Here is a 22,461-nt window from a genome sequence, read left to right as displayed (position 1 = left end):
GATTGGCATCGCCCCCCGGTCCTGTCCCCTTCGCCGAACGCCGCGCACGTCATGCGGCGGGCGCATGCTCAGGCCCGGCCCCTCGCTTCGTCCCGCCGCCAGAGCTCCAGGCCGACGATGCCCACCAAGATCTCCCGTGTGCGGCGGATCAGCGCGGCGGTCAGCGCGGTGCCGGCCGGCACGCCGATCAGCGCGCCCGCCGCCACGATCCCGCCCTCCTGCACCAGCGCCGCGCCGGGCAAGAGGAAGCCCGCGCTGCGGATCACCTGGGCGAAGCTCTCCAGCACCAGCGCCTCGGCGAAGCTGATGGGGTGGCCCATGATGTTGAGCAGCAGGAACATCTCGACCGCCCCCATGCACCAGGAGCCGAGATAGCAGAGCGTCGCCTGCGCCAGCGCGCCCCGATCGGCATGCATACGCGCGAGCGAGGCCTGGAGCCGGTCGATCCAGGCCGGGTTCAGCCGGGGCCAACGGCGCGACAGCCGCTCCAGCAGGCGCCGGGCCAGCGCCAGGGCCGGGGGCCGCTGCACCAGGACTAGCCCGACCGAGGTCAGGCCCGCGAGGCCCGCGCCGATGAGGAAGCCCATCGTCCCCGCCTCGTGATCCAGCATCAGGAAGGCGCCCAGGCCGAGCAGGGTGAACAGGGCCTGCGATACCGCCTCGAGCGTAATGCCGAGGGCGGCCGAGCCCGCCGCCAGCCCGCCGCCCATGCCGTCGCGCATCAACAGCCGCACCACCGCCGCCTGCCCCACCACAATCCCGGCCGGGATGAGGGAATCGGCGGCCTCGCGGTACCAGCGCAGCATGAAGAGGCGGCGGAAGCGCGGCCGCTCGGCGCGCGGCAGCAGGGCCAGCCAGGCGCGTGCGGTGAAGAGGAGCTGCGGCAGGTGGGCGGCCAACGAGGCCAGCAGCACTAGCGGCCAGGCCGCCAGCACGCGCCCTACTGAGGAGATGTCCTGCGCGTTGATCGCCACCAGCGCGGCCAGCACCAGCACGGCGAAGATCAGGCCGTTCCGCAAGCCTCCGCGAACGGGCGGCGGTGCCTCTTTGCTCTCTTCGTCGGAAATGGTGGCGGCCCTGGCGAAAACTCGGGGCGGCATATAGCCCCGAACCGTCCGGATCAGAAATCGAGGTCCATATAGTGGGCTGGTGGCTCCATGCCGCTGACCCTGTCGGTCAGCAGGGTGCGGAAACTGGGGCGCGACTTCACGCGGCTGTACCAGTCGCGCGCCGCGGTGTTCAGCGTCCAGTCCACGTCATTCACATAGTCCAGGGCCGAGAGATGCGCGGCCGCCGCGAAATCCGCGAGGCTCAGCTGATTGCCCGCGAGCCAGCTCCGGCGCTCGGCCAGCCAGCCGATCACCTCCATGTGCGCCTTGAGGTTCTGGTACCCCGCGCGGATCGCCGCCCCGTCTGGGTTCCCCTGGCCGAGCTGGCGCTTCATGTGCCGCTCCCACAGCAGGTTCCGCGAGACCTGGGTGCCGAAGATATTGTCGAACCAGGAAAGAAGGCGCCGGACCTCGGCGCGCTCGGACAGCGTGCGGCCGAAAAGGGACACGTCCGGATAGGCTTCGTCGAGATACTCGCAGATGGCGTAGCTGTCGGCGACGACGAGGCCGTTCTCCTCGACCAGCACGGGGACGGTGCAGGCGGGATTCAGCTCCAGGAACTCTTCCCGCCGCTCCCAGACTCTCTCGACGCGGAGCTCGAATGGAATGCGCTTCTCCGCGAGCGCGAGGCGGACTTTGCGGGAATAGGGCGAGAGGGGCAGATGGTAAAGGATTCGCACGCCGTATCTATGCCATTTGCGGGGGATTCCCGGAAGGCCGCAGACCACGGCGCCTCACGACACAGATGCGACAATTCCTCCCGATCCATGCGATCGCACGTGGTCTACCTCTCCCCTCCTGACATCACGGGAGGAATCATGATCACCCTGGGTGAGATCATGACGCTGGCGCGCGACGCCGAGGCGAAGAAGGCCGGCATCGGCGCGGCGGATATCGAGCTGGCTCGCAAGGCGGGCATGCTGGCGGCCGACGTTGCGGCGTTGAAGCGCTTCACCGCGGGCGGGTTCTGCATCGTCGTCCGCTGCCCCAAGCCGGATTCCTATGCCTGGCAGGGGCTGCTGCCGGCCAAGATCGGCGCGGTCGTGAAGAAGACGGGCGATTCCGGCGTGGTCTCCATCCACAAGGTCCAGCGCGACGGCACGGGCGCGCCGCTCTTCCGCGACGGGGAGCCTCTAGTGAAGGGCTCGCTCTACGTCTCCGACTACGACCTGATGGGCGTGTGGCAGGGCGCGGCCCACGGGTGGCGACGCATCCGCATCTCGGCCCAGGAGGGCGCCAAGCGCGGCTCCTACGGCGCCGAGGCCGCGGGACTGCTGCGCCAGCTCAACAGCACGCTGGTGACGCGCATCCAGCACGGCTGCCAGGACGATTGGCTCTCGCCCGACAATCGCGGCGTGAAGAACGATGACGACACCTTCGCGGGCTTCATCTCCGGCGAGGCGGAGTTCCTCGCGACGGTCGAGGCGTGCCGCAACTTCTATTCGTCGCGCGGCCTGGGCAGCTTTCCCTATCACCCGAAGACGGGCGCTTTTACGGGCGCTTAATTCTTGCCGTCAGACCCGGGCGACCGCATTCCGCGGCCTCGCCGCGGCACTGGGTCGCCCGGCGGCGCTGGCTCGTGAGTGGCACCGGCCGCTATTCGCGGCCGGAGCTATGGAGTGGCGCGGCTACTCGGCCGCCGCGGCCACTTCCGTCATCGGGCGCTCGAGGTACTTCGCGTATTCCTTCGGCACCACGTGCCAGAACGCGCCCCGCTCCTTGTCCCAGTCGTTCAGGATGCGCGCCGCGTGGCGGCTGCCCGTCTCGGCCACATGCCGCTCGATCAGCCGCTTGAGCTCGCCCTCCCAGAAGGCCGAGGCCAGGCGCTGCCACTGCAGCGTCTCCGGGTTGATCCGGCATTCGAAGGTGGCGTTCGGGTCGTAGACGAAGGCCGCGCCGCCGGTGAAGCCGGCGCCGAAATTGTCGCCGACCTCGCCCAGGATCACCACCGTGCCGCCCGTCATGTACTCGCAGGCATTGGCGCCCACGCCCTCGACCACCGTGATGGCGCCCGAGTTGCGGACGGCGAAGCGCTCGCCGGCCTGGCCCGCCGCGTAGAGCGCGCCGGCCGTCGCCCCGTAGAGGCAGGTGTTGCCGATGATGGAGTTCTCGTTCCACACCAGCGAGGAGGACGGCGCGGGCCGCACCACGATGGTAGCGCCCGAGAGGCCCTTGCCCACGTAGTCGTTGCTGTCGCCGAAGACCTCGAGCTTCAGCCCCTTCACGCCGAAGGCGCCAAGCGACTGGCCCGCGCTGCCGCGCAGCCGCACCGTGAGGTGCCCATCCTGCAGCCCCGTCATCCCGTATTGCCGCACGATGCGGGAGGACACCTTGGTGCCGATCGCGCGGTGCGTGTTGCGGATGTTGTAGGCCAGCTGGATCTTCTCGCCCCGGTCGAAGAGGGCCGCCGCATCGCGGACCATGTCGGCGTCCAGCGTCTCCGGCACCTCGTTGCGGCCTTCCATCGTGCAGAAGGGCGCATAAGGGCCGGCATCGGCCTTCACCAGCAGCGGGTTGAGGTCGAGGTCGTCGAGGTCCTCGGCACCGCGGCTGACCTGCTTCAGCAGGTCCGTGCGGCCGATCACCTCCTCCAGCTTCCGGAAGCCGAGTGAGGCCAGGATCTCGCGAACCTCCTCCGCTACGAAGGAGAAGAGGCTGATCACCTTCTCCGGCGTGCCGACGAACTTCTCGCGCAGCGCCTCGTCCTGCGTGCAGACACCGACGGGGCAGGTGTTGCTGTGGCACTGGCGGACCATGATGCAGCCCATGGCCACGAGCGACGCCGTGCCGATGCCGAACTCCTCGGCACCGAGCATGGCCGCGATCACCACGTCGCGCCCGGTCTTGAGACCGCCATCCGTCCGCAGCTTCACGCTGTGGCGCAGGCGGTTGAGCAGCAGCACCTGGTGCGTCTCGGAGAGGCCCATCTCCCAGGGCAGGCCGACATACTTGATCGAGGTGACGGGTGAGGCACCCGTGCCCCCCGAATGGCCGGAGACGAGGATCGCATCCGCCTTGGCCTTGGCGACGCCGGCCGCGATCGTGCCGATGCCCGAACGCGAGACGAGCTTCACGCAGACCGAGGCGTCCGGGTTGATCTGCTTCAGGTCATAGATGAGCTGCGCCAGATCCTCGATCGAGTAGATGTCGTGGTGCGGCGGCGGCGAGATGAGCATCACGCCGGGCGTGGAGTGACGCAGCTTCGCGATCAGCCCCGTAACCTTGAAGCCCGGAAGCTGGCCGCCCTCGCCGGGCTTGGCACCCTGCGCGACCTTGATCTCGATCTCGCGACAGTTGTTCAGATACTCCGCGGTGACGCCGAAGCGGCCCGAGGCGATCTGCTTGATGGCGCTGTTCGCGTTGTCGCCATTGGCGCGCGGCTTGGCGCGGGCCGGGTCCTCTCCGCCCTCGCCGCTGTCGCTGCGGGCGCCGATGCGGTTCATGGCGATGGAGAGCGTCTCATGCGCCTCGGGGCTGAGGGCGCCGAGCGAGATGCCGGGCGCGATGAGGCGCTTGCGGATCTCGGTGATGCTCTCGACTTCCTCCAGCGAAACCGGGGTCACGTTCTCGGCGCGGAAATCCAGGAGATCGCGCAACGCCACCGGCGGCTGCTTGCGGACGGCCTCGCTGTAGCGCTTGAAGGTCTGGTAGCTGTCGGTTTCAACCGCCTTTTGCAGCGTGTGGATGAGCTGCCCGCCGAAGGCATGCGCCTCGCCACGCTGACGCAGCTTGTAGAGGCCACCCACAGGCAGTGCGGGAACCTCGCTGGAGAAGGCCTTCGCATGCAGGCCCAGCACCCGCCGCGCGAGGCCCGCGAGGCCGATGCCCGAGATGCGGGACGCAACGCCGGGGAAAAATTCCGCCACCAGCGCGCGGGAGAGCCCGATCGCCTCGAAATTCATTCCGCCGCGGTAGGAGGAGATCACGGAGATGCCCATCTTGGACATCACCTTCAGCAACCCCTTGTCCACGGCCTTCTTGTATCGGCCGATGGCGGCCGCCAGCGTGATGTCTCCGAACAGGCCGCGCCGATGGCGGTCGGCGATGGAAGCCTCGGCCAGATAGGCGTTCACCGTGGTGGCGCCTGCTCCGATCAGCACCGCGAAATAGTGCACGTCGAGGCATTCCGCGCAGCGCACGTTGACGCTGACGAAGGTCCGCAGCGAGGTCTTCACCAGATGCGTATGCACCGCCGAGACCGCGAGAATCATCGGTATCGCCGCACGATCCGGGCCCAGCGCCTCGTCCGTCAGGATGACGTGCAGACAACCGCTGCGCACGCCGTCCTCGGCCTCACGGCGGATGCGGTTCAGCGCCTGCCGCAGCCCGGCCTCACCGGCCGCCGCGTCGAAGGTGCAGTCCACCTCGCAGGCATCGGCGCCCATGTAGTCGCGCATGGCGAGGAACTCGGCGCTCGACAGCACGGGGCTGTCGAGCATGAGCATGTCGCACTGCGTCGGGTCCTCATCGAGGATGTTGCCGAGGTTTCCGAGCCGCGTCTTGAGCGACATCACCCGCGTCTCCCGCAGGCTGTCGATGGGCGGGTTCGTCACCTGGCTGAAGGCCTGGCGGAAGTAGTGGTGAAGGCCGCGATACTGGCTGGAGAGCACGGCGATGGGCGTGTCGTCGCCCATGCTGCCCACAGCCTCCTGCGCGTCCTCCACCATCGGGTGAAGGATCTGCTCCAACTCCTCCAGCGTGCCGCCCATGGCGACCTGCGCGCGGCGCAGCGCCTCGCCGCGCATCGGCTCGTGCGCAACGGAGCGCGACTTCACGATGTCGTCGATCGGCGTCGTGCGGCTCACCCACTCGCCGAAGGGCTTACGGTTCGCCAACGTGTCCTTGAGCTCGGTATCCAGGTAGAGGCGGCCCTCATCGAGGTCCACGCCGATGCACTGGCCGGGCCCGACGCGCCCCTTGGCGCGGATCAGATCCTCCGGGATCTTCACCATGCCGGCCTCGGAGCCCACGATCAGCAGGCCGTCGAGCGTCTCCGTGAAACGCAGCGGACGCAGGCCGTTTCGGTCGAGGCCCGCCACCACCCAGCGGCCATCCGTCGCGCAGAGGCCGGCCGGACCGTCCCACGGCTCCATCACGGCGTTGCAGTAGAGGAAGAAGTCATGATGGTTCGCCGGCATCGTGGCGTTGTTGCCGAGCGATTCCGGGATGAGCATGGCCTTGGCCATGGGCGCGTCGCGCCCGCCCCGGACCAGCAGCTCGAACACATTGTCGAGGCTCGCGGTATCGCTGCCGCCGGCCTGGATGACGGGCTTGATGTCGTCCAGATGCGCATCCAGCAGCGGGTGCGAGAGGCGCGTCTCGTGCGCCTTCATCCAGTTCACATTGCCTGACAGCGTATTGATCTCGCCATTGTGCGCGATCATGCGGAAGGGCTGCGCCAGGCGCCAGGTCGGGAAGGTGTTGGTGCTGTAGCGCTGGTGATAGATCGCGAAGCGCGACACGAAGCGCTTGTCCAGAAGGTCCGGGTAGAATTCCGTCAGGGCCTCGGCCAGGAACATGCCCTTGTAGACGATGCTGCGCGTCGACAGCGAGCACAGGTACAGCTCGGGAATCTGCGCCGCGATCGCCTGCTTCTCGATACGGCGGCGGATGACGTACAGGTCGCGCTCCATGGTCGCGGCCGGGCGCTGGTCCGGGTCGAAGATCAGGATCTGCTCGATCTCGGGGCGTGTCGCATTGGCCTTCTCGCCGATGACGGCCACGTTGATCGGCACCTGGCGCCAGCCATAGATGCCGTATCCGAGCGCCAGGATTTCCGTCTCGACGATCTGGCGGCAGCGCTCCTGCGCGCCGAAATCGGTCTTGGGCAGAAAGACCTGGCCGACCGCGATGGGGCCGGGACGCAGCTTGTCGCCGCCGTTCCGCACGGCCTCGGCGAAGAATTCCTGCGGGATCTCCACATGGATGCCCGCGCCGTCGCCGGTCTTGCCGTCAGCATCCACGGCGCCGCGGTGCCAAACAGCCTTGAGCGCGTTGATGCCAGCCTCGACAACCGCGCGAGTGGCCTGGCCGCTCAGCGAGGCGACGAGGCCGACGCCGCAGGCGTCATGCTCCGTCGTGTCGATGCCGGCCGCGTCCAGGAGGGACTTGTTGGCCTCATAGGCCTCGACGAACTGCTTCCCGTTTTCCATGTCGGTCACTCCGCCGCCTGGGGGATTTCGGCCTTGGCCATGATGTAGGATTCGATCTGCTCCGCCGCGTCACGGCCGTCCCGGATGCCCCAGACGACGAGCGAGGCGCCGCGCACGATGTCGCCGCCGGCGAAGACGCCCGGCAGGTCGGTCATCATGGTCTTGTAGTTTACCTTCAGGGTGCCCCAGCGGGAGACCGGCAGCGCGGGCTCGTTGAAGGCGAGCGGAAGATCCTCGGGGTCGAAGCCCAGCGCCTTGATGACGAGGCTCGCGGGCTCCACGAAATGGCTGCCTTCGATGGGGGCGACCTGCTGCCGGCCGCTCGCGTCCGGCAGGCCCAGATGCATCTTCACGGCGCGCACGCCGGTGACGCTCTCGCCGCCCAGGAAGGCCTCGGGCGCGGAGAGCCAGAGGAAGCGCACGCCTTCCTCCTCCGCATTGCTCACCTCGCGCATGGAGCCCGGCATATTCGCCTTGTCACGGCGATAGAGGCAGGAGACGGAAGTCGCGCCCTGGCGGATGGCGGTGCGGACGCAGTCCATCGCCGTGTCGCCGCCGCCGATCACGACCACGTCGCGGCCCTCGGCGTTCAGCGCGCCGCCGTCGAACTCCGGCACCGCGTCGCCAAGGCCCTTGCGGTTGGAGGCGGTGAGGTAGTCGAGCGCGGGGACCACGCCCTGGAGCTCGCTGCCCGGCAGCTCGATGTCGCGGGCCTTGTAGACGCCGGTCGCGATGAAGACGGCGTCATGGCGCTCGCGCAGCTCGGCCAGCGAGACGTCCTGGCCGACGGCCACGTTCATGTGGAACTGGATACCGCCCGCCGCATACTGCTCCCACCGGCGGAGGACGATCTCCTTCTCCAACTTGAAGTTGGGGATGCCGTAGATCATCAGGCCGCCGACGCGGTCATAGCGGTCGTAGACATGGACCTGGAAGCCGCGGATGCGCAGCCGTTCGGCCGCGGCCAGGCCAGCCGGGCCCGCGCCGATGATGCCGACGCTATAGGGGAGCTCCCGGGTGGGCGTGGGCGGCTTCACCCAGCCCTGCTCCCAGGCGGTGTCGACGATGTAGCGCTCGACCGAGCCGATGGTGACGCTGTCGAAGCCGGCCTCGATGACACAGTTGCCTTCGCAGAGACGGTCCTGCGGGCAGACGCGGCCGCAGATCTCGGGGAAGGTGTTGGTGGCGGAGGCGACCTCGTAGGCCTCTTCCATCCGCCCCTCGGCCGTCAACTTCAGCCAGTCCGGAATATTGTTGTTGAGGGGGCAGTGCACCTGACAGAATGGCACGCCGCACTGGCTGCAGCGGCTGGCCTGCGCGGACGCCTTCTCCGGCGCGAAACGATCGTAGATTTCGTTGAAGTCCTCGCGGCGCAGGCTCGCCGGACGCTTGGGGGGCGTCTGCTGCTGCAGGCGGACGAATTGCAACATGCGGTCAGCCATGGGGAACCTCGAGGGGGAATGGCCGCGTTTCACGCGGCGAGCTTTCGAGGTCCCTTAAATGACGTTTGACAGCCGCGCCAGAGCAAAAACGACAATTAGGTCATATCTACTGACTTATTATGTCGAAACCGTTCCGGCGACGGCAGGTTTTATAAATCTGGCTCCGCATTATAGGTCCAACTCGGACCTACATGGCTTCACCGATACGCCGGGCCCCGCCCACTCGGAACCGCCCCAGATATGAGGGGACCAGAGCCTCCACCGCACCCGGCGCGATGCCCAAAGCCTCGAAGCCCTGGGCGCCGGAAGCCACCACATTATCCTTCGAGAGAAGGATCAGCTGGTCCCGCGTTAGCGGCGGATTGGGCAGGAGCTGTGCCAGGCTGGCCTGGATTGCCGCGATCCCGTGCGGAATGTTCACCATCCGGCGCTGGCGCCCCGTCTCCTTGAGGATGAACTGCAGCAGCTCCCGGAAGGTCCAGATCTTGGGGCCGCCGAGCTCATAGACCTGCCCCTCGGTGGCCGGGTCGTGCAGCGCAACGGTCACCGCCTGCGCCACGTCGCCCACATAGACAGGCTGGAAGCGCGTCTCGCCGTGGATCACGGGCATGATGGGCGAGACCATCGCGATCTGCGCGAAGCGGTTGAAGAAGTGGTCGGCCTCGCCGAAGACGATGGAGGGACGAAGGATGGTGGCCCTGGGGAAAGCGGCGAGCAGCCCCGCCTCGCCTGCCGCCTTGCTGCGCGCATAGGCGCTGGGGCTCGCGGCGTCGGCACCGATGGCCGAGATATGGACCACGCGCTCGACCCCCGCCGCCTGCGAGAGGCGGCCGATGCGCGCGGGCCCCTCGCCCTGCACCGCGTCGAATTTGCCATGCAGGATGCCGACGCAATTCACGACGACCCCCGCGCCCTCGACGGCGCGCGCCACGGCGGCCTCATCCGTCACGTCCGCCGCCAGGCCCGCGATTTGTCCCACGCGGCCCATGGTATGCATGCCATGCGCGCCGAGCGGGTCACGCGTCGCGACGCGGACGACCCAGTCCTCACGCGCCAGGCGCTGCACCACATGACGGCCAATGAACCCGGAACCGCCGAAAACCGTCGCCACCTTGCGCATCGAAGAACCCTCCATCCGTCCCGTGACATACGAGGGCCGGCAGCGCCCGCCAAGCGTCGACACAAATTCGTCGCGGGATGCCGAGGGGGCGGGTTGACGGCCTGACGCGGCACGGATATCTCCCCGCTCACTTCGCCGCTCAAGATTGCCCAGGTGGTGGAATGGTAGACGCGCTGGCTTCAGGTGCCAGTGACCGCAAGGTCGTGGAGGTTCGAGTCCTCTCCTGGGCACCATCACCCCGGATCTTCCGCGAGGATCAGTCCCGCCGGATCATCCCGCGGCAGACCCCCTGACATCGTTCCCGCAGCCGTCGCAAAAGGCGAACAGCCTCGGAGAGGCTACTCCGGCCTGACGCCCGCAGCCGTCAGCAAAGGCCGCCACTTCGCCCCCTGCTCGGCCACGAAGGCGTCGACCATGTCGGGCGTCATGCTGTCGGTCACCTCGATACCGGCATTGCGCAGGCGGTCTCCCGTCGTGGGGGATTTCAGCCCGGCATTCACTGCTGCATTCATGCCCCGGATGGCAGATTCCGGGGTGCCGGCACGGGCCAGGATCGCGTTCCACGTGTAGGCCTCGAACCCCGGAACGCCACTCTCGGCCACCGTCGGCACGTCGGGCAGCAGGGCAGAGCGCGCCGGGCCCGTTACCGCCAGCGCCTTCAAGGTTCCCGCGCGCACCAGCGGCACCGTGGTCGCAGTACTCTCCATCACGAAGGTGAGCCGCCCGCCGGCGAGGTCCGTCAGCGCGGAGGGATTGCCGCGATAAGGCACCTGGTTCAGCCGCAACCCCGCCATGGCGCCGAGCAGCGCACCGCCGAGGTGCTGCGCCGAGCCTACGCCGGAAGTGCCGTAGTCGTGCTCGCCGGGCTCCCGCATCCTGGCGAGGAGTTCCGGGAAGGTCCGCGCGGGGTTGTCGGGGTGAACGACCACAACCAACGGCACCGTGCCTGTCAGCGCGACGCCACGGAAATCCTTGTCCGGGTCGTAGGGCAGCCGCGCGATGATCCCGGCCGAGACCACATGCGACACGGTGGCGAGCAGGAAGGTCGCACCGTCCGCCGGGGCCCGGAACACAGCTTCCGTGCCGACGACCGCCCCGGCGCCCGGCCGGTTCTCGATGGTGATGCGCTGGCCGAGCGCCTGCGACGCCCCCTCCATCGCCATCCGCGCCACGGCATCGGCCGGCCCGCCGCCCCCGAAGGGCACGATGAGGCGGACAGGCCGGTCGGGCCAGGACTGCGAGGCGGCGCCACCTCCCAGCAGCAGGGCGGGCGAGGCAAGGAGATGGCGGCGGCGCATGGTCAGACCTTTTCCTGAAGGCGGGCGGCAGCTTGGGCAACGAGCCGTTCGCGCAGTTCCCGGCGGGACGCGCCAGCCTTCTTGGCGCGCTCGAGGATGTCCGGCGGCGCGACGAAGGGCGTGCCCGAGCGGAAGGGCGGCTCCGGGTCGTATTCGATCTGGAGCTGGATCTGCTGGGCCACATCCTCCCCCACGAGGTCGGCCGCGAGCTTGAGAGCCATGTCGATGCCCGAGGTGACGCCGCCGGCGGTGTAGAGGTTGCCGTCGACCGTCATGCGCGCATCGCTGGGCGTGGCGCCGAACTGGGAGAGCAGATCGCGCGCGGACCAATGGCCACCGGCACGCTTGCCCTTCAGCAGGCCGGCGGCGCCCAGCAGCATGCTGCCCGTGCAGATGCCGAAGATGTAGCGCGCGGCCTGTCCCTGCTTCCGCACGAAGTCAACCGCTTCCGCGTCCAGCAGCAGATCATCCGTGCCGGGCCCGCCGGGCACCACCAGCAGGTCGAGTTGCGGGGCGCCGGCGAAATCCAGCGTCGGAAGGATGGTCAGGCCCTTGTCGGTGCGGACCGGCTCCATCGACCTCGCGACGATCTCGGCGCGCCAGCCCGGCAGGCGAGCCAGCACCTCATAAGGGCCTGTCATGTCGAGCTGGGTGAGCCCCGGGAAGACGAGGAGGCCGGCGACGAGTGGCGGTGTGGACATGGGATTCTCCTGTTCTCAGCCCCAGGCTAGGCCGGACAACGACCTGGCAGGAATGACAAAGGAGCGGGTTTTTCTGCCAACGCCCCGCACCGGGCCTGCAGAACCACGAAAGAGGCGAAAGGCTGAAGAGAGGCGAGGCGCATCCGAGCTTCCACATGGCGCGGATCTCTCCGCTGCCGAGCCGGCCGTCCGCTGTGCGCTGTCCCTATACGCCATCGCAGCATGGCACGGCCCTGGATGGAAGGCCCCGGCGTTACGCGCCGAAGCGCGCGCGCCATTCGGCCGGCCCCACGCCGAACCCGCGCGCAAAGGCGTGCCGCATCCGCTCCTCCGAGCCGAAGCCGACCTCGCGGGCAACGGCGCCGTTGGAAAGTCGCGTGGTTTCCATCAGCGCGCAGGCCCGGTCGATCCTCAGCCGCTCCACTGCCTTGGCGGGGGTCGAACCTGTCGCTGCGAAGAAATGACGGTGGAAGCTTCGCGGGGTCATTCCCGCGTGCTTCGCCAGGGCCTCGGCCGTCAGGGGCAGATGCAGGTTCTCCTCGGCCCAGCCCATCAGCGCGGCGAAGCTGTTCGAATCCTGAATCTCGAGCGGCATGCTGAACTGCGACTGCCCGCCCGAGCGGCGCATATAGACCACCAGCCGGCGCGCGATCTTCGCGGCCAGGGCTGCCCCGAGATCCTCCTCGATCATTGCCAGGGCCAGGTCGATCCCCGCCGTCACCCCGGCCGAGGTCCAGATGGCCCCGTCGCGTACCCAGATCCGGTCGGGCTCGAGCCGGATCGACGGGAACTCGCGCGCGAGCAGATCGCAGGCTCGCCAGTGCGTTGTCGCCGCCCTGCCGTCCAGCAGACCCAGTTCGGCCAGCATGAAGGCACCCGTGCAGATGGAAGAAACGCGGCGTGCCGTTCGCGCGTGGCGGCGCACGGCGGATACGAGCCTTTCCGACTTGCGCGCCACATGCACGCCGGGCCCGCCCGGGATGAGCAGCGTGTCGACCGGGCGGCGCGGGATGGGCTCGGCGACGATCGGCAGGCCACCCTGCATCGCGACCATTCCGGCCCTCTCTGCGGCGACGCGCAGGTGGTACTGCCCGCCGCCCGCCTCCTCATCGGCCGCTGTGAAGGCCTGGAAAGGCCCGGCCAGATCGATTGGCTGCATGCCGGGATAGGCCAGGATCAGGATATCGCGGGGCATTGGCGAAAAGTGCCATGGCCAGGAATTTCCCGCCACAAGGATCGCCTGCGGGCGGAGTTGCCGCTATGATCCGGCCAATGAAGAGTCCAATCTGGCCGCAACACAAGGACGGCCTGTGATCGATCGGGAAAGAACCACCTCCGCCTCTCCTGCCCGTGAGGCCGAGCGGTTGCGGATGTTCAGCAGCATCGCCCGCGCCATCGCGAGCGATTTGGAGCTTTCCGGCCTCATGAATATGGTCACCGATGCCGCGACGCAATGGTCGGGGGCCAAGATCGGGGCCTTTTTCTACAACGCTTCCGATGCCTCCTCCGGGGAGGCATTCAGCCTCTATTCGCTCTCGGGGGCGGCCCAGGGGACCTTCGAAACATTTCCCATCCCGGGCGAGACCAAAGGCTTCGCTCCCACCTTCAGCACCGACATCGTCCGTTCCGGCGATATCCGGAACGACCCGCGCTTTCTTCGCGACGCGCAGCACCTGGTGATGCCGCAGATGCAGCTGCCGGTCGTGAGCTACCTGGCAGTTCCGGTCATCTCCCGCACGGGCGCTGTCCTGGGCGGCCTGCTGCTCATGCATGACGAGCCGGAGGTGTTCGGGGAGGAAGAGGAGGAAGTCGTCTCGGCCATCGCGGTGCATGCGGGCATCGCGATCGACAACGCACGCCTGCTTGAGGCTCTCCGGCACGGGGCCGAAACGCGTAATGCGATGCACGACGTCAACGCCCGGCTCGCCGCGATCGTCGAGAATTCGGACGACGCGATCCTGAGCAAGTCGTTGGACGGCATCATCCAGAGCTGGAACCCGGGCGCGCGCCGCCTGTTCGGCCTGACGGCGGAAGAGGCCATCGGGCGGCACATCACGATCCTCATCCCGTCCGAGCGTCTGGCGGAGGAAGATCTGATCATCGGCAAGATTCGCGCGGGCGAGCCGGTGAGCCATTACGAGACGCAGCGGCGGCGCAAGGACGGCAGCCTGATCGACATCTCGCTGAGCGTCTCGCCCGTCCGGGATCCGCACGGCCGCGTCATCGGCGCGTCGAAGATCGCCCGCGACATTTCCGAGCTGAAGCGCGCACGCGAGCGTCAGATGCTGCTTCTGCGGGAGATGAATCACCGCGTGAAGAACCTCTTCGCGGTGGCCAGCGGCCTCATCGGGCTCAGCGCCGCGACGGCGAGCGATGTGACCGAGCTCGCCACCCTCCTGCGCGAGCGGCTCAACGCCCTCTCTCGTGCCCATGAGCTCACCCTGCCCGACCTCTCGCCGGGCGGGAGCATGGAATCGCAGGCGACGAAACTCTTCTCGCTCCTGCGCGTGATCCTCGCGCCCCATGACTCGACGGCGGCACCACGCATCAGCATCTCTGGCGCGGATGTGCCAATCCGAAGCGGGCCGCTCACTTCCTTTGCCCTGCTCCTTCACGAATTCGCGACCAACGCGGCCAAATACGGCGCCTTGTCGGCCCCGGCGGGGCGCGTGGATATCACGTCGCGGGCCGAGGACGGGGTGCTGCTGCTCGACTGGGTGGAGACAGGAGGGCCGAGGCTGCAGCAAGACCACCGCGAGGAGGGCTTCGGTACGATGCTGGAGCGCGCGGCGGTCGAGGGAACTCTCGGCGGCAGCATCCATCGCGAATGGAAGGAAGGCGGGGTCTCGATCCGCCTCCGCCTCCCCCTCTCCGAGCTGAGCGGCTGATCAATCCTGCTGGAAGGTACGGTCCAAGACCCTGCGCCACGTCTCTTCGGCGGTGACGGCGGAGGGAGCGCGGCCGCGGAGGTCCAGCAGGCCCGATCTCGCGAAGCCCCTCGCCGCCGAGGCCCAGCTGCGGCCGTAATACAGCGATTCAGCCACGCTATCCACATGCGCCATCATCCACTGGCCCAGCGGCGACGCCAGCCAAAGCGAGTCGGGATGGTGATGATAGCTGGGAAGGGTGGCGGACATGGGGTGCATCCTGGGGGGAACGGGGCGTCGGCATAACGTCGCGCGAGGGGTTGTGGTTGCGGCTTCCGCGCCTGGATGACCCGCTGCTACGCTCGGCACGAGAAGAATCGGGAGATCGTCATGTCGGGCCTTGCCGCGCTCAAGCGCGCCGCCGTGGTCGTGGGCCTCGCCATGTCCGCCAGCCCTGCCCTCGCCGCAGATTATCCGGCGCCCCGCGAAGGCAGCTGGATCGCCCGCGACTTCCGGTTCCACACCGGCGAGACAATTGCGGAACTTCGCCTCGGCTATCTCACCATCGGCGAGCCGACCGGCCAGCCGGTCCTCGTGCTGCACGGCACGGCGGGGTCGGCGCGCGGCATGCTGACGCCGGCTTTCGCCGGGCAGCTCTTCGGCGAGGGCCAGCCGCTCGACGCCCGGCGCCACTTCATCATCCTGCCCGACGCCCTCGGCGCCGGACGGTCCGCCAAGCCATCCGACGGCATGCGCGCCGCCTTCCCGCGCTATAACTATGCCGACATGGTTGCAGCCCAGCACCGGCTGGTCACAGAGGGTCTGGGCATCCCGCGGCTGCGATTGATCCTCGGCAATTCCATGGGCGGCATGCATGCCTGGCTCTGGGCCGTGACTTATCCCGAGGCAATGGACGCGGTCGTGCCCATGGCCGCCCAGCCTACGCCGATGGCCGCCCGAAATTGGATGCTGCGGCGCCTGATGGTGGAGACCATCCGGCAGGATCCCACCTACCGGGACGGCAACTACACCGAGCCCCCGGCCTCGCTCCGCATCGCGAACGTCTTTTTCGCGACCGCGACCAATGGCGGCACGCTCTTCTATCAGGCCGCCGCACCGGACCGCGCCCGTGCCGATGCCCTGGTGGACCGGCGTCTCGCCGCCGCCCCGCCCGCCGATGCGAATGACTTCGTCTACCAGTGGGACTCGTCGCGAGACTTCGATGCCAGCCAGGGCCTCGAGCGCATCCGCGCGCGCGTTCTGGCCATCAACGCCGCCGATGACGAACGAAACCCGCCCGAAACCGGCGTGATGGAAACGGCGATGAAGCGCGTGCCGAATGGCAGGATGCATCTCATCCCGGCAGGCCCCGATACCCGTGGCCATGGAACGACCGGCGATGCTGCGCTCTGGGCGGAGGCGCTGCGGGACTTCCTCCGCGAATAGACCGACGGGCAACCTTCCTGTTCCGACACGGTTCTCCCTGACAACGCCAACTGCTCGGTCAGGAGAATCGCACGTCATGTCTAGCCTTTTCCTCGACACTCGCCGCGCCGGCCTCGAGGAGGCCTTCTTCGCGCAGCAGAACGAGATGCTCCGGCGCAAGCTCGTGGATGAGGCCGCGCGCCGCGACGCGCGCCAGGCGCTCGCGGCCACAGCCGGCACGCACGACGATGCCCTGCTCGACCGCCTCGGCGCCCTCGGCCTCAGCTCGGACACCGTGGCCGCACTGACCCTCGTGCCCCTGGTCCTCATCGCCTGGGCGGATGGCGTCATCCCGGATCTGGAGCGCCAGGCGGTCATGGATGCGGCGCACGAGCACGGCGTGCTGCGCGGCAGCCCAGCCTCGACGCTGCTGGAGAGCTGGCTCCGTACCCCGCCCCCGGCGAGCCTCGCAGAAACGTGGAAGGCCTATGTCACTGCGCTCGCCACGCCGCTCGACCTCGATGCCCGCAAGGCGCTCGAGCACAGCGTGATGGACCAAGCCAAGAAGGTCGCAGACTCGACGGGCGGACTGCTCGGAATCACGTCGCGCGTCTCGACAGCCGAACGCGAGAAGCTGAGCGAGCTCAGCGCCGCGTTCCATCCGGTCTCATAATTCCGCGGCGCGGATCAGCTGCTCGGCGCGGACGAAGCCCAGGAATTCCCAATCCGCTCCGAGCGGCCTGAACACCGCCGCCGCGCCTTCCGGGAATTCGGCCTGCGCCAGCGAGCGGCCCAGGATGAGGCCAAGCGGCACGATATGCCCGACCATGACGCGGTTGCCGCCGATCACCGGCGTGGCAAGGCGGCGCGAGACGTGGCGCGCATCCTCGGCTGCATTGCCGGGAGTGTAGTCGTCCGCGATCAGGTCGGGCTCCACGCGGGCGGCTCCAAACGCGAGTTCGGCCGTGTCGCGCGCGCGGAAGACCTCGCTGGTCAACACTTCCGCCACCGGGATGTCCAGGGCACGGAAGGCGCGACCGAGCTTGGTCGCTTGCTCGCGGCCGGCGGCACTCAGGTTGCGCTGGCCCGCGCGGTCGCCGCGCCGCCCGCTGTCGGACTGGCTGCGGTCCGTGATGCCATGGCGAAAATACAGGTTGAGGCCACCGCCGCGAAGCAGTGCGACGGCCTCTCCGTCCGGCAGAAACGCCGGCTGGCCGGAGGCTACCGGGCTGAGGACCAGCGTCCCCAGCGTCAGGATCATGCGGCGATGCATGGACCCAGATTGCGGCGTCTTCCCCAGGGGCGGAAGATGCGCCGATGTTCCGTGTCACGCGACGCTCCCTCCTCGCGGCCTCTCTCGCCTCGCCGGCCCTGGCCCAGACGGGCTTCCCGAACCGGCCCATCCGGCTGATCGTGCCCTGGCTACCCGGCGGCTCGGCCGATCACCTCCGGCTGCTGGCCGACCTCGCGTCCCGCCATCTGGGCCAGCCGGTCGTGACGGAGAACCGGCCCGGCGTCAGCGGGACGCTGGGCCCGGGTCTTCTGGCCCAGGAGCCGCGAGGCGACGGTCACCTCATCGGCCAGATTCCGATCACCGCCTTCCGCATCCCGGCCATGATGCGCCGCCCGGCTTTCGACCCGGCCCAGGATTTCACCTGGATCATCCACCTCGCCGGCTATTGCTTCGGCGTCGTGGTCCGTGCCGACAGCCCGTTCAGGAGCTGGGACGATATGCTAGCCCACGCGAAGGCCAATCCCGGCAAGCTCAGCTACGCCTCGCCGGGCATGGGCTCGTCGCCGCACATCGCGATGGAGCGCATCGCCCGCGAAACCGGCGCGAGCTTCCTGCACGTGCCCTATCGTGGCGGCACCGACACGGCCCAAGCCGTACTCTCCGGCGCGGTGGACTGCACGGCCGACAGCACGAGCTGGGCGCCGCTCGTCCAGGACGGCACGCTGCGGCTGCTCGTGACCTGGGGCGCCACGCGCGCGCCACGCTTCCCGGAGGTACCGACCTTGCGCGAGGGCGGCCTCAACATCGTCGCCGACAGCCCCTTCGGCCTCGCGGGCCCGAAGAACATGGATCGCGGCGTGGTGCGCGAGCTGCATGATGCGCTGAAGCCCGCGCTCATGGATCCGCGGCATCTGGAAATGCTCGCACGCTTCGACATGCCGCTGCGCTATATGGACTCGCAGGATTACGGCAGCTTCGCGCGGCAGCTCGCGGCCGACGAGGCTGCCGAGATCCGTCGCCTGGACCTCCGGATGGATTGAGATGACGGGCTTCATCATCCGGCCGGCCGAGGAGATGGAGACCGTCGCACGGCTCTTCCGCGAATACGCCGCCGGGCTGGATGTGGACCTCGCCTATCAGGGATTCGAGGCCGAGCTGGCCGCGCTGCCCGGCAAGTACGCGCCCCCCGCCGGGCGGCTTCTGCTGGCGCATGGCGAAGACGGCGAAGCGCTGGGCTGCATCGCCCTGCGCCCCCTGCCCGAAGCCGGCTGCTGCGAGATGAAGCGCCTCTACGTCCGCCCCGCCGGGCGCGGCCTCGGCCTTGGTGCGGCGCTCGTGGAGGCGCTGGCGGGCGAGGCGCGCACCGCCGGCCATCGCGAGCTGCGGCTGGATACGCTGCCCAGCATGACGGCCGCCATCGCGCTCTATCGCCGCCTCGGCTTCGAGCCGATGGCGCCGTATTATGAGACGCCCGTGGCCGGAACGGTTTTCCTCCGCCTCATCCTCTGACGCTGTCCTGGACCCGCGCCGCCTTCGCCTGCCAGACTGCGGGTACGGCGCGGCAACAGCGCCGGCAGACGAGGAGATGTCATGTTCCGCCCCACCCGGCGCGCCCTGCTGGCGGCGCCAGGCCTGTTGGCCGCCCCCGCACTGGCACAAAGCGGTTTTCCCAACCGTCCCATTCGCCTTGTCGTGCCGTGGCTGCCCGGCGGCTCCGCCGACACGCATCTGCGCGTGCTGGCGGACATCGCCTCGCGCAACCTGGGCCAGACCGTGGTGGTGGAGAACCGTCCGGGCGCGAGCGGCACGCTCGGCCCCGCGCTGATTGCGCAGGAAACGCGCGGCGACGGACATCTGGTGGGACAGATGCCGGTGACCATCTTCCGCATTCCCTACATGTCGCGCCGCCCGACCTTCGACCCGATGTCCGACTTCACCTGGGTGATCCACCTGACCGGCTATGTCTTCGGCGTGGTGGTCCGGGCGGACAGCCGCTATCGCACCTGGGAGGAGTATCTCGACTACGCCAAGGCCCATCCGGGCCAGGTGAGCTACGGCACGCCGGGCGTCGGCTCCTCGCTGCACATCACGATGGAGCGCATCGCGGCCGAGCGCGGCATCGAGTTCCTCCACGTCCCCTTCCGCGGAGGCGCGGACACGACCCAGGCGCTGCTCAACGGCTCGGTGGAATCGGTCGCGGACAGCACGGGGTGGGCACCCATGGTGCAGGAGGGCCGCTTCCGCCTGCTGGTGGTTTGGAGTTCGGAGCGCGCCAAGCGCTTCCCGGATGTGCGGACGCTGCGGGAGACGGGCATCGATATCGTCTCAGACAGCCCCTTCGGCCTCGGCGCGCCAAAGAACATGGATCCCGGTATCGTCCGTGCCCTGCATGACGGGTTCAAGCCCGCGCTGCTGGACCCGCAGCATGTCGCGACGCTCGATCGCTTTGACATGCCGGTCCGCTACATGGACCCCGAGGCCTATGCCGATTTCGCCCGCCGCCTGAACGAGGAGGAAAGCGCGGCCGTGCGACGGCTGGGGCTTCGCATGGACTGAAGGGGCGCCGCCCCTGGCCGACGCGGACCGGCTTGCCGTGCGACTGCATAGCGGCGATAGACGGGGCAACACCAAGATCGAGGAATATCATGTCCACCATCAGCCGCCGCAGCGCGCTGGCGCTGCCGCTCGCCGCCACTCTCGCCGCCCCCGCCTATTCGCAGCAGAACTTCCCGAGCCGCCCCATCCGCATGCTCGTTCCCTGGGCGCCGGGCGGAACCTCCGACATCGCCATGCGCGCCCTGTGCGAGGCGGCCGGACGCCGGCTCGGCCAGACCGTGGTCGTGGAGAACCGGGCGGGCGCCGGCGGCGTGCTGGGCGCGCAATTCCTGCTGACCACGCCGGCCGACGGCTATGTGCTCAGCCAGTTCCCCATCAGCGTGATGCGCCAGCCCCTGCTGAACAGCCGCGCGCTCTTCGATCCGCTGGCGGACTTCACCTATGTGTCGCTGATCACGGGCTACCTCTTCGGCATCGTGGTTCGGCCGGACGCTCCCTGGCGCACGCTGGGCGAGCTCATCGCCGCTGCGAAGCGCGAGCCGGGCAAGCTCAACTACGGCACGCCCGGCGTCGGCACGTCGCTGCACCTGACGATGGAGCAGATCGCCAAGTCCCAGGGCATCGAGTGGACCCATGTGCCCTTCCGCGGCGTCGCCGAGAACATGCAGAGCCTGCTGGGCGGGCAGATCGAGATCCTGGCCGACAGCTCCGGCTGGGGGCCGCAGGTCAAGGATGGCAGCCTGCGCTGCCTGGCCGTGTGGAGCGAGGCCCGCGCCAAGAGCTTCCCCAATGTGCCGACGCTGAAGGAGAGCGGGATCGATATCGTCTCGGTCAGCCCCTATGGCATCGGGGGCCCGAAGAACATGGACCCGGGCATCACCCGCGCCCTGGACGCCGCCTTCAAGGAAGCGGTGACCGACCCCGTGCACATGAGCGTGCTGGACCGCTACGACATGGCGCCGATGTACAAGAACAGCGCGGACTACACGGCCTATGTGCGCCAGACCATGGAAGAGGAGCGCAAGCTGATCCAGGAGCTCGGTCTGCGCCTGAGCTGACGACGCGGGCTTCGGCCCCACCTGAGCGACCAGGCCATCTTATGGTCCGTACAATTCAGGGTTGCAAATCGCGACCCTGAATCCGCAAGCTCCACGTCAAAGTGGAGGAAAGCGGTCCATGGTCCTCGTCACGCGCCGCGTCGCCCTCGCGGCGGCGCTGGCTGCGCCCGCCCTGGCTTCGGCGCAGCCACGTTTCCCCGACAAGCCCCTGCGCGTCTTCGTTCCCTGGACACCGGGCGGCGCCACCGACATCCAGATGCGCACGGTCTGCGAGATCGCCTCGCGGCATCTCGGCCAGCCCATCGTGGTGGAGAACCGTCCCGGCGCCTCGGGGACGCTCGGCCCCCAGGCCATGCGCGACGCCAAGCCCGACGGCTACACCCTGAGCCAGATGCCCAACGGCACCTTCCGCATGCCCGCGCTCATGCGCGCGGCGGGGATGACGCCGCCCATCGACCCGTTGATGGATTTCGCCTGGATCATCCGCATGGTCGGCTACATGGGCGGCGTGGTCGTCCGGCCCGATGCGCCCTGGCGGACCATGCCGGAGCTGATCGCCCACGCCAAAGCCAATCCAGGCAAGGTCTTCTTCGGCACCCCCGGCGCGAACACCACGGATATCGTCCTGCGCCGCGTGGCGCGGCAGGACGACATCGACTGGACCGCCGTCGCCTTCCGGGGCGCCGCGCCCAACCTGCAGGCCATGCTGGGGCGGCAGATCGACTTCTCGGCCGAGACCTCCGCCTGGGCGGACATGGCGCTGGAAGGCCGCGTACGGCCCCTCGCCGTCTGGACTTCGAGCCGCGCTGCGCGCTTTCCCGACGTGCCGACCTTCCGCGAGCTCGGCTACGACTATGTGGCCGAGAGCAGCTACGGAATCGCGGCACCCCGCGGCACGCCCACCGACGTGATCATGACGATCCACGATGCCTTCAAGCTCGCGGTCCATGATCCTCAGCACCTGGCCGTGCTGGCGCGTTTCGACATGCCCGTGCGCTACCTCGACCCGGAGGGCTATGCGGACGATTGCCGCCTCGTGAACGAACAGGAGATCGAGACGGTGCGCGACCTGGGCCTCAGGCTCGGGGGCTGAATGAAAAGGGGCCGGCGGATCGCTCCGCCGGCCCCTTCTTGAAGTTTCCGCGAACGGCAGCAGTTAGCTGTTGCTGTCCACCTCGATCTGCCACGCCTGGCGCGTGCCATAGACGTAGGCCTGAGGGGCGACCGGGCGCTGCGTGGCGTCCACGCGATGCGTCTCGTACTGCATGGCATCGGGGCTTCCAGTCACCGAGGCGATGGCGCCGCCTACGATATTCGCCGAAGGCGCATCGTAGACCACGGTCGGACTCCAGCCCTCGTCCTGCAGCACGGGGCCACGGGGCGCCGACTGGGCGAAGGCGGAAGCCGAGAGCAGGCCGGTAAAGGCAGCGGCCAGAAGAGCATTACGAATGATCATGACGATTGTTCCCAATCAAACCGGGGCGGTCGGGATAGGCCGT

General features: G+C 68.5%; 20 protein-coding genes and 1 tRNA gene. 10 read left to right on the top strand and 11 right to left on the bottom strand.

Features of this window, described 5'->3' with window-relative positions:
• Positions 1-68: 68 nt before the first annotated feature.
• Together WJM96_RS20865 and WJM96_RS20860 are read right to left on the bottom strand one after the other, a co-directional pair.
• A complete protein-coding gene (locus tag WJM96_RS20865) occupies positions 69-1,019 on the bottom strand; it encodes a lysylphosphatidylglycerol synthase domain-containing protein (protein WP_424814485.1) in 951 nt (316 codons plus the stop codon).
• Positions 1,020-1,120: 101 nt separating this feature from the next.
• Positions 1,121-1,789: a glutathione S-transferase family protein gene (locus WJM96_RS20860; RefSeq protein WP_424814484.1), complete on the bottom strand. Its 669-nt coding sequence runs from the start codon at positions 1,787-1,789 to the stop codon at positions 1,121-1,123.
• 138 nt (positions 1,790-1,927) lie between these two features.
• Between WJM96_RS20860 and WJM96_RS20855 the strand changes: the two genes are divergently transcribed.
• A complete protein-coding gene (locus tag WJM96_RS20855) occupies positions 1,928-2,614 on the top strand; it encodes a hypothetical protein (RefSeq protein WP_424814483.1) in 687 nt (228 codons plus the stop codon).
• A 123-nt stretch (positions 2,615-2,737) separates the two neighbouring features.
• Here the strand turns inward: WJM96_RS20855 and gltB are convergent, their stop codons facing one another.
• The 3 genes from gltB to WJM96_RS20840 all read right to left on the bottom strand — a co-directional run bounded on the left by gltB (position 2,738) and on the right by WJM96_RS20840 (position 9,823).
• On the bottom strand, positions 2,738-7,261 hold the full coding sequence (gltB, locus tag WJM96_RS20850; RefSeq protein WP_424814482.1) for a glutamate synthase large subunit: 4,524 nt from the start codon (positions 7,259-7,261) through the stop codon (positions 2,738-2,740).
• A gap of 5 nt (positions 7,262-7,266) precedes the next feature.
• A complete protein-coding gene (locus tag WJM96_RS20845) occupies positions 7,267-8,703 on the bottom strand; it encodes an NAD(P)-dependent oxidoreductase (protein WP_424814481.1) in 1,437 nt (478 codons plus the stop codon).
• A gap of 187 nt (positions 8,704-8,890) precedes the next feature.
• Positions 8,891-9,823 carry a complex I NDUFA9 subunit family protein gene (locus tag WJM96_RS20840; RefSeq protein ID WP_424814480.1) on the bottom strand — a complete coding sequence of 311 codons (933 nt, stop codon included), beginning with the start codon at positions 9,821-9,823 and terminating at the stop codon, positions 8,891-8,893.
• A 147-nt stretch (positions 9,824-9,970) separates the two neighbouring features.
• Between WJM96_RS20840 and WJM96_RS20835 the strand changes: the two genes are divergently transcribed.
• A tRNA-Leu gene (locus tag WJM96_RS20835) sits at positions 9,971-10,056 on the top strand.
• 105 nt (positions 10,057-10,161) lie between these two features.
• Here the strand turns inward: WJM96_RS20835 and WJM96_RS20830 are convergent.
• The 3 genes from WJM96_RS20830 to WJM96_RS20820 form a co-directional block, all read right to left on the bottom strand.
• Positions 10,162-11,121: a Bug family tripartite tricarboxylate transporter substrate binding protein gene (locus tag WJM96_RS20830; protein WP_424814479.1), complete on the bottom strand. Its 960-nt coding sequence runs from the start codon at positions 11,119-11,121 to the stop codon at positions 10,162-10,164.
• A 2-nt stretch (positions 11,122-11,123) separates the two neighbouring features.
• On the bottom strand, positions 11,124-11,822 hold the full coding sequence (locus WJM96_RS20825) for a DJ-1/PfpI family protein (protein WP_424814478.1): 699 nt from the start codon (positions 11,820-11,822) through the stop codon (positions 11,124-11,126).
• 253 nt (positions 11,823-12,075) lie between these two features.
• Positions 12,076-13,017: a GlxA family transcriptional regulator gene (locus WJM96_RS20820; RefSeq protein WP_424814477.1), complete on the bottom strand. Its 942-nt coding sequence runs from the start codon at positions 13,015-13,017 to the stop codon at positions 12,076-12,078.
• 175 nt (positions 13,018-13,192) lie between these two features.
• Between WJM96_RS20820 and WJM96_RS20815 the strand changes: the two genes are divergently transcribed.
• Positions 13,193-14,710, top strand: coding sequence for a PAS domain S-box protein (locus WJM96_RS20815; RefSeq protein WP_424814476.1), 1,518 nt, complete (start codon positions 13,193-13,195; stop codon positions 14,708-14,710).
• Here the strand turns inward: WJM96_RS20815 and WJM96_RS20810 are convergent, their stop codons facing one another.
• Positions 14,711-14,959, bottom strand: coding sequence for a hypothetical protein (locus tag WJM96_RS20810; RefSeq protein WP_424814475.1), 249 nt, complete (start codon positions 14,957-14,959; stop codon positions 14,711-14,713). It abuts the gene before it with no gap.
• Positions 14,960-15,079: 120 nt separating this feature from the next.
• On the opposite strand from WJM96_RS20810, the gene WJM96_RS20805 reads away from it, so the two are divergent.
• Both WJM96_RS20805 and WJM96_RS20800 read left to right on the top strand, forming a co-directional pair.
• Positions 15,080-16,135 carry an alpha/beta fold hydrolase gene (locus tag WJM96_RS20805; RefSeq protein WP_424814474.1) on the top strand — a complete coding sequence of 352 codons (1,056 nt, stop codon included), beginning with the start codon at positions 15,080-15,082 and terminating at the stop codon, positions 16,133-16,135.
• 76 nt (positions 16,136-16,211) lie between these two features.
• Positions 16,212-16,787, top strand: coding sequence for a hypothetical protein (locus tag WJM96_RS20800; protein WP_424814473.1), 576 nt, complete (start codon positions 16,212-16,214; stop codon positions 16,785-16,787).
• Here the strand turns inward: WJM96_RS20800 and WJM96_RS20795 are convergent.
• Positions 16,782-17,387: a histidine phosphatase family protein gene (locus WJM96_RS20795; protein WP_424814472.1), complete on the bottom strand. Its 606-nt coding sequence runs from the start codon at positions 17,385-17,387 to the stop codon at positions 16,782-16,784. The two genes, WJM96_RS20800 and WJM96_RS20795, sit on opposite strands and share 6 nt — an antisense overlap.
• A gap of 44 nt (positions 17,388-17,431) precedes the next feature.
• On the opposite strand from WJM96_RS20795, the gene WJM96_RS20790 reads away from it, so the two are divergent.
• The 5 genes from WJM96_RS20790 (at position 17,432) to WJM96_RS20770 (ending at position 22,055) form a co-directional block, all read left to right on the top strand.
• Positions 17,432-18,388 carry a tripartite tricarboxylate transporter substrate binding protein gene (locus WJM96_RS20790; protein ID WP_424814471.1) on the top strand — a complete coding sequence of 319 codons (957 nt, stop codon included), beginning with the start codon at positions 17,432-17,434 and terminating at the stop codon, positions 18,386-18,388.
• A gap of 1 nt (position 18,389) precedes the next feature.
• Entirely contained in the window at positions 18,390-18,857 is a 468-nt protein-coding gene (locus tag WJM96_RS20785) for a GNAT family N-acetyltransferase (protein ID WP_424814470.1), read from the top strand.
• An 81-nt stretch (positions 18,858-18,938) separates the two neighbouring features.
• Complete coding sequence (locus WJM96_RS20780; RefSeq protein WP_424814469.1) at positions 18,939-19,904, top strand: tripartite tricarboxylate transporter substrate binding protein; 966 nt, start codon at positions 18,939-18,941, stop codon at positions 19,902-19,904.
• 89 nt (positions 19,905-19,993) lie between these two features.
• On the top strand, positions 19,994-20,962 hold the full coding sequence (locus WJM96_RS20775) for a tripartite tricarboxylate transporter substrate binding protein (protein WP_424814468.1): 969 nt from the start codon (positions 19,994-19,996) through the stop codon (positions 20,960-20,962).
• Positions 20,963-21,080: 118 nt separating this feature from the next.
• Complete coding sequence (locus WJM96_RS20770; protein ID WP_424814467.1) at positions 21,081-22,055, top strand: tripartite tricarboxylate transporter substrate binding protein; 975 nt, start codon at positions 21,081-21,083, stop codon at positions 22,053-22,055.
• A 63-nt stretch (positions 22,056-22,118) separates the two neighbouring features.
• On the opposite strand, the gene WJM96_RS20765 is transcribed toward WJM96_RS20770, so the two are convergent.
• Positions 22,119-22,418: a hypothetical protein gene (locus WJM96_RS20765; protein WP_424814466.1), complete on the bottom strand. Its 300-nt coding sequence runs from the start codon at positions 22,416-22,418 to the stop codon at positions 22,119-22,121.
• Positions 22,419-22,461 lie beyond the last annotated feature (43 nt).

The organism is Roseococcus sp. YIM B11640, from assembly GCF_049727625.1.
Taxonomy (GTDB): Bacteria; Pseudomonadota; Alphaproteobacteria; order Acetobacterales; family Acetobacteraceae; genus Roseococcus.
This window is presented reverse-complemented; position numbering and strand designations above follow the sequence as displayed.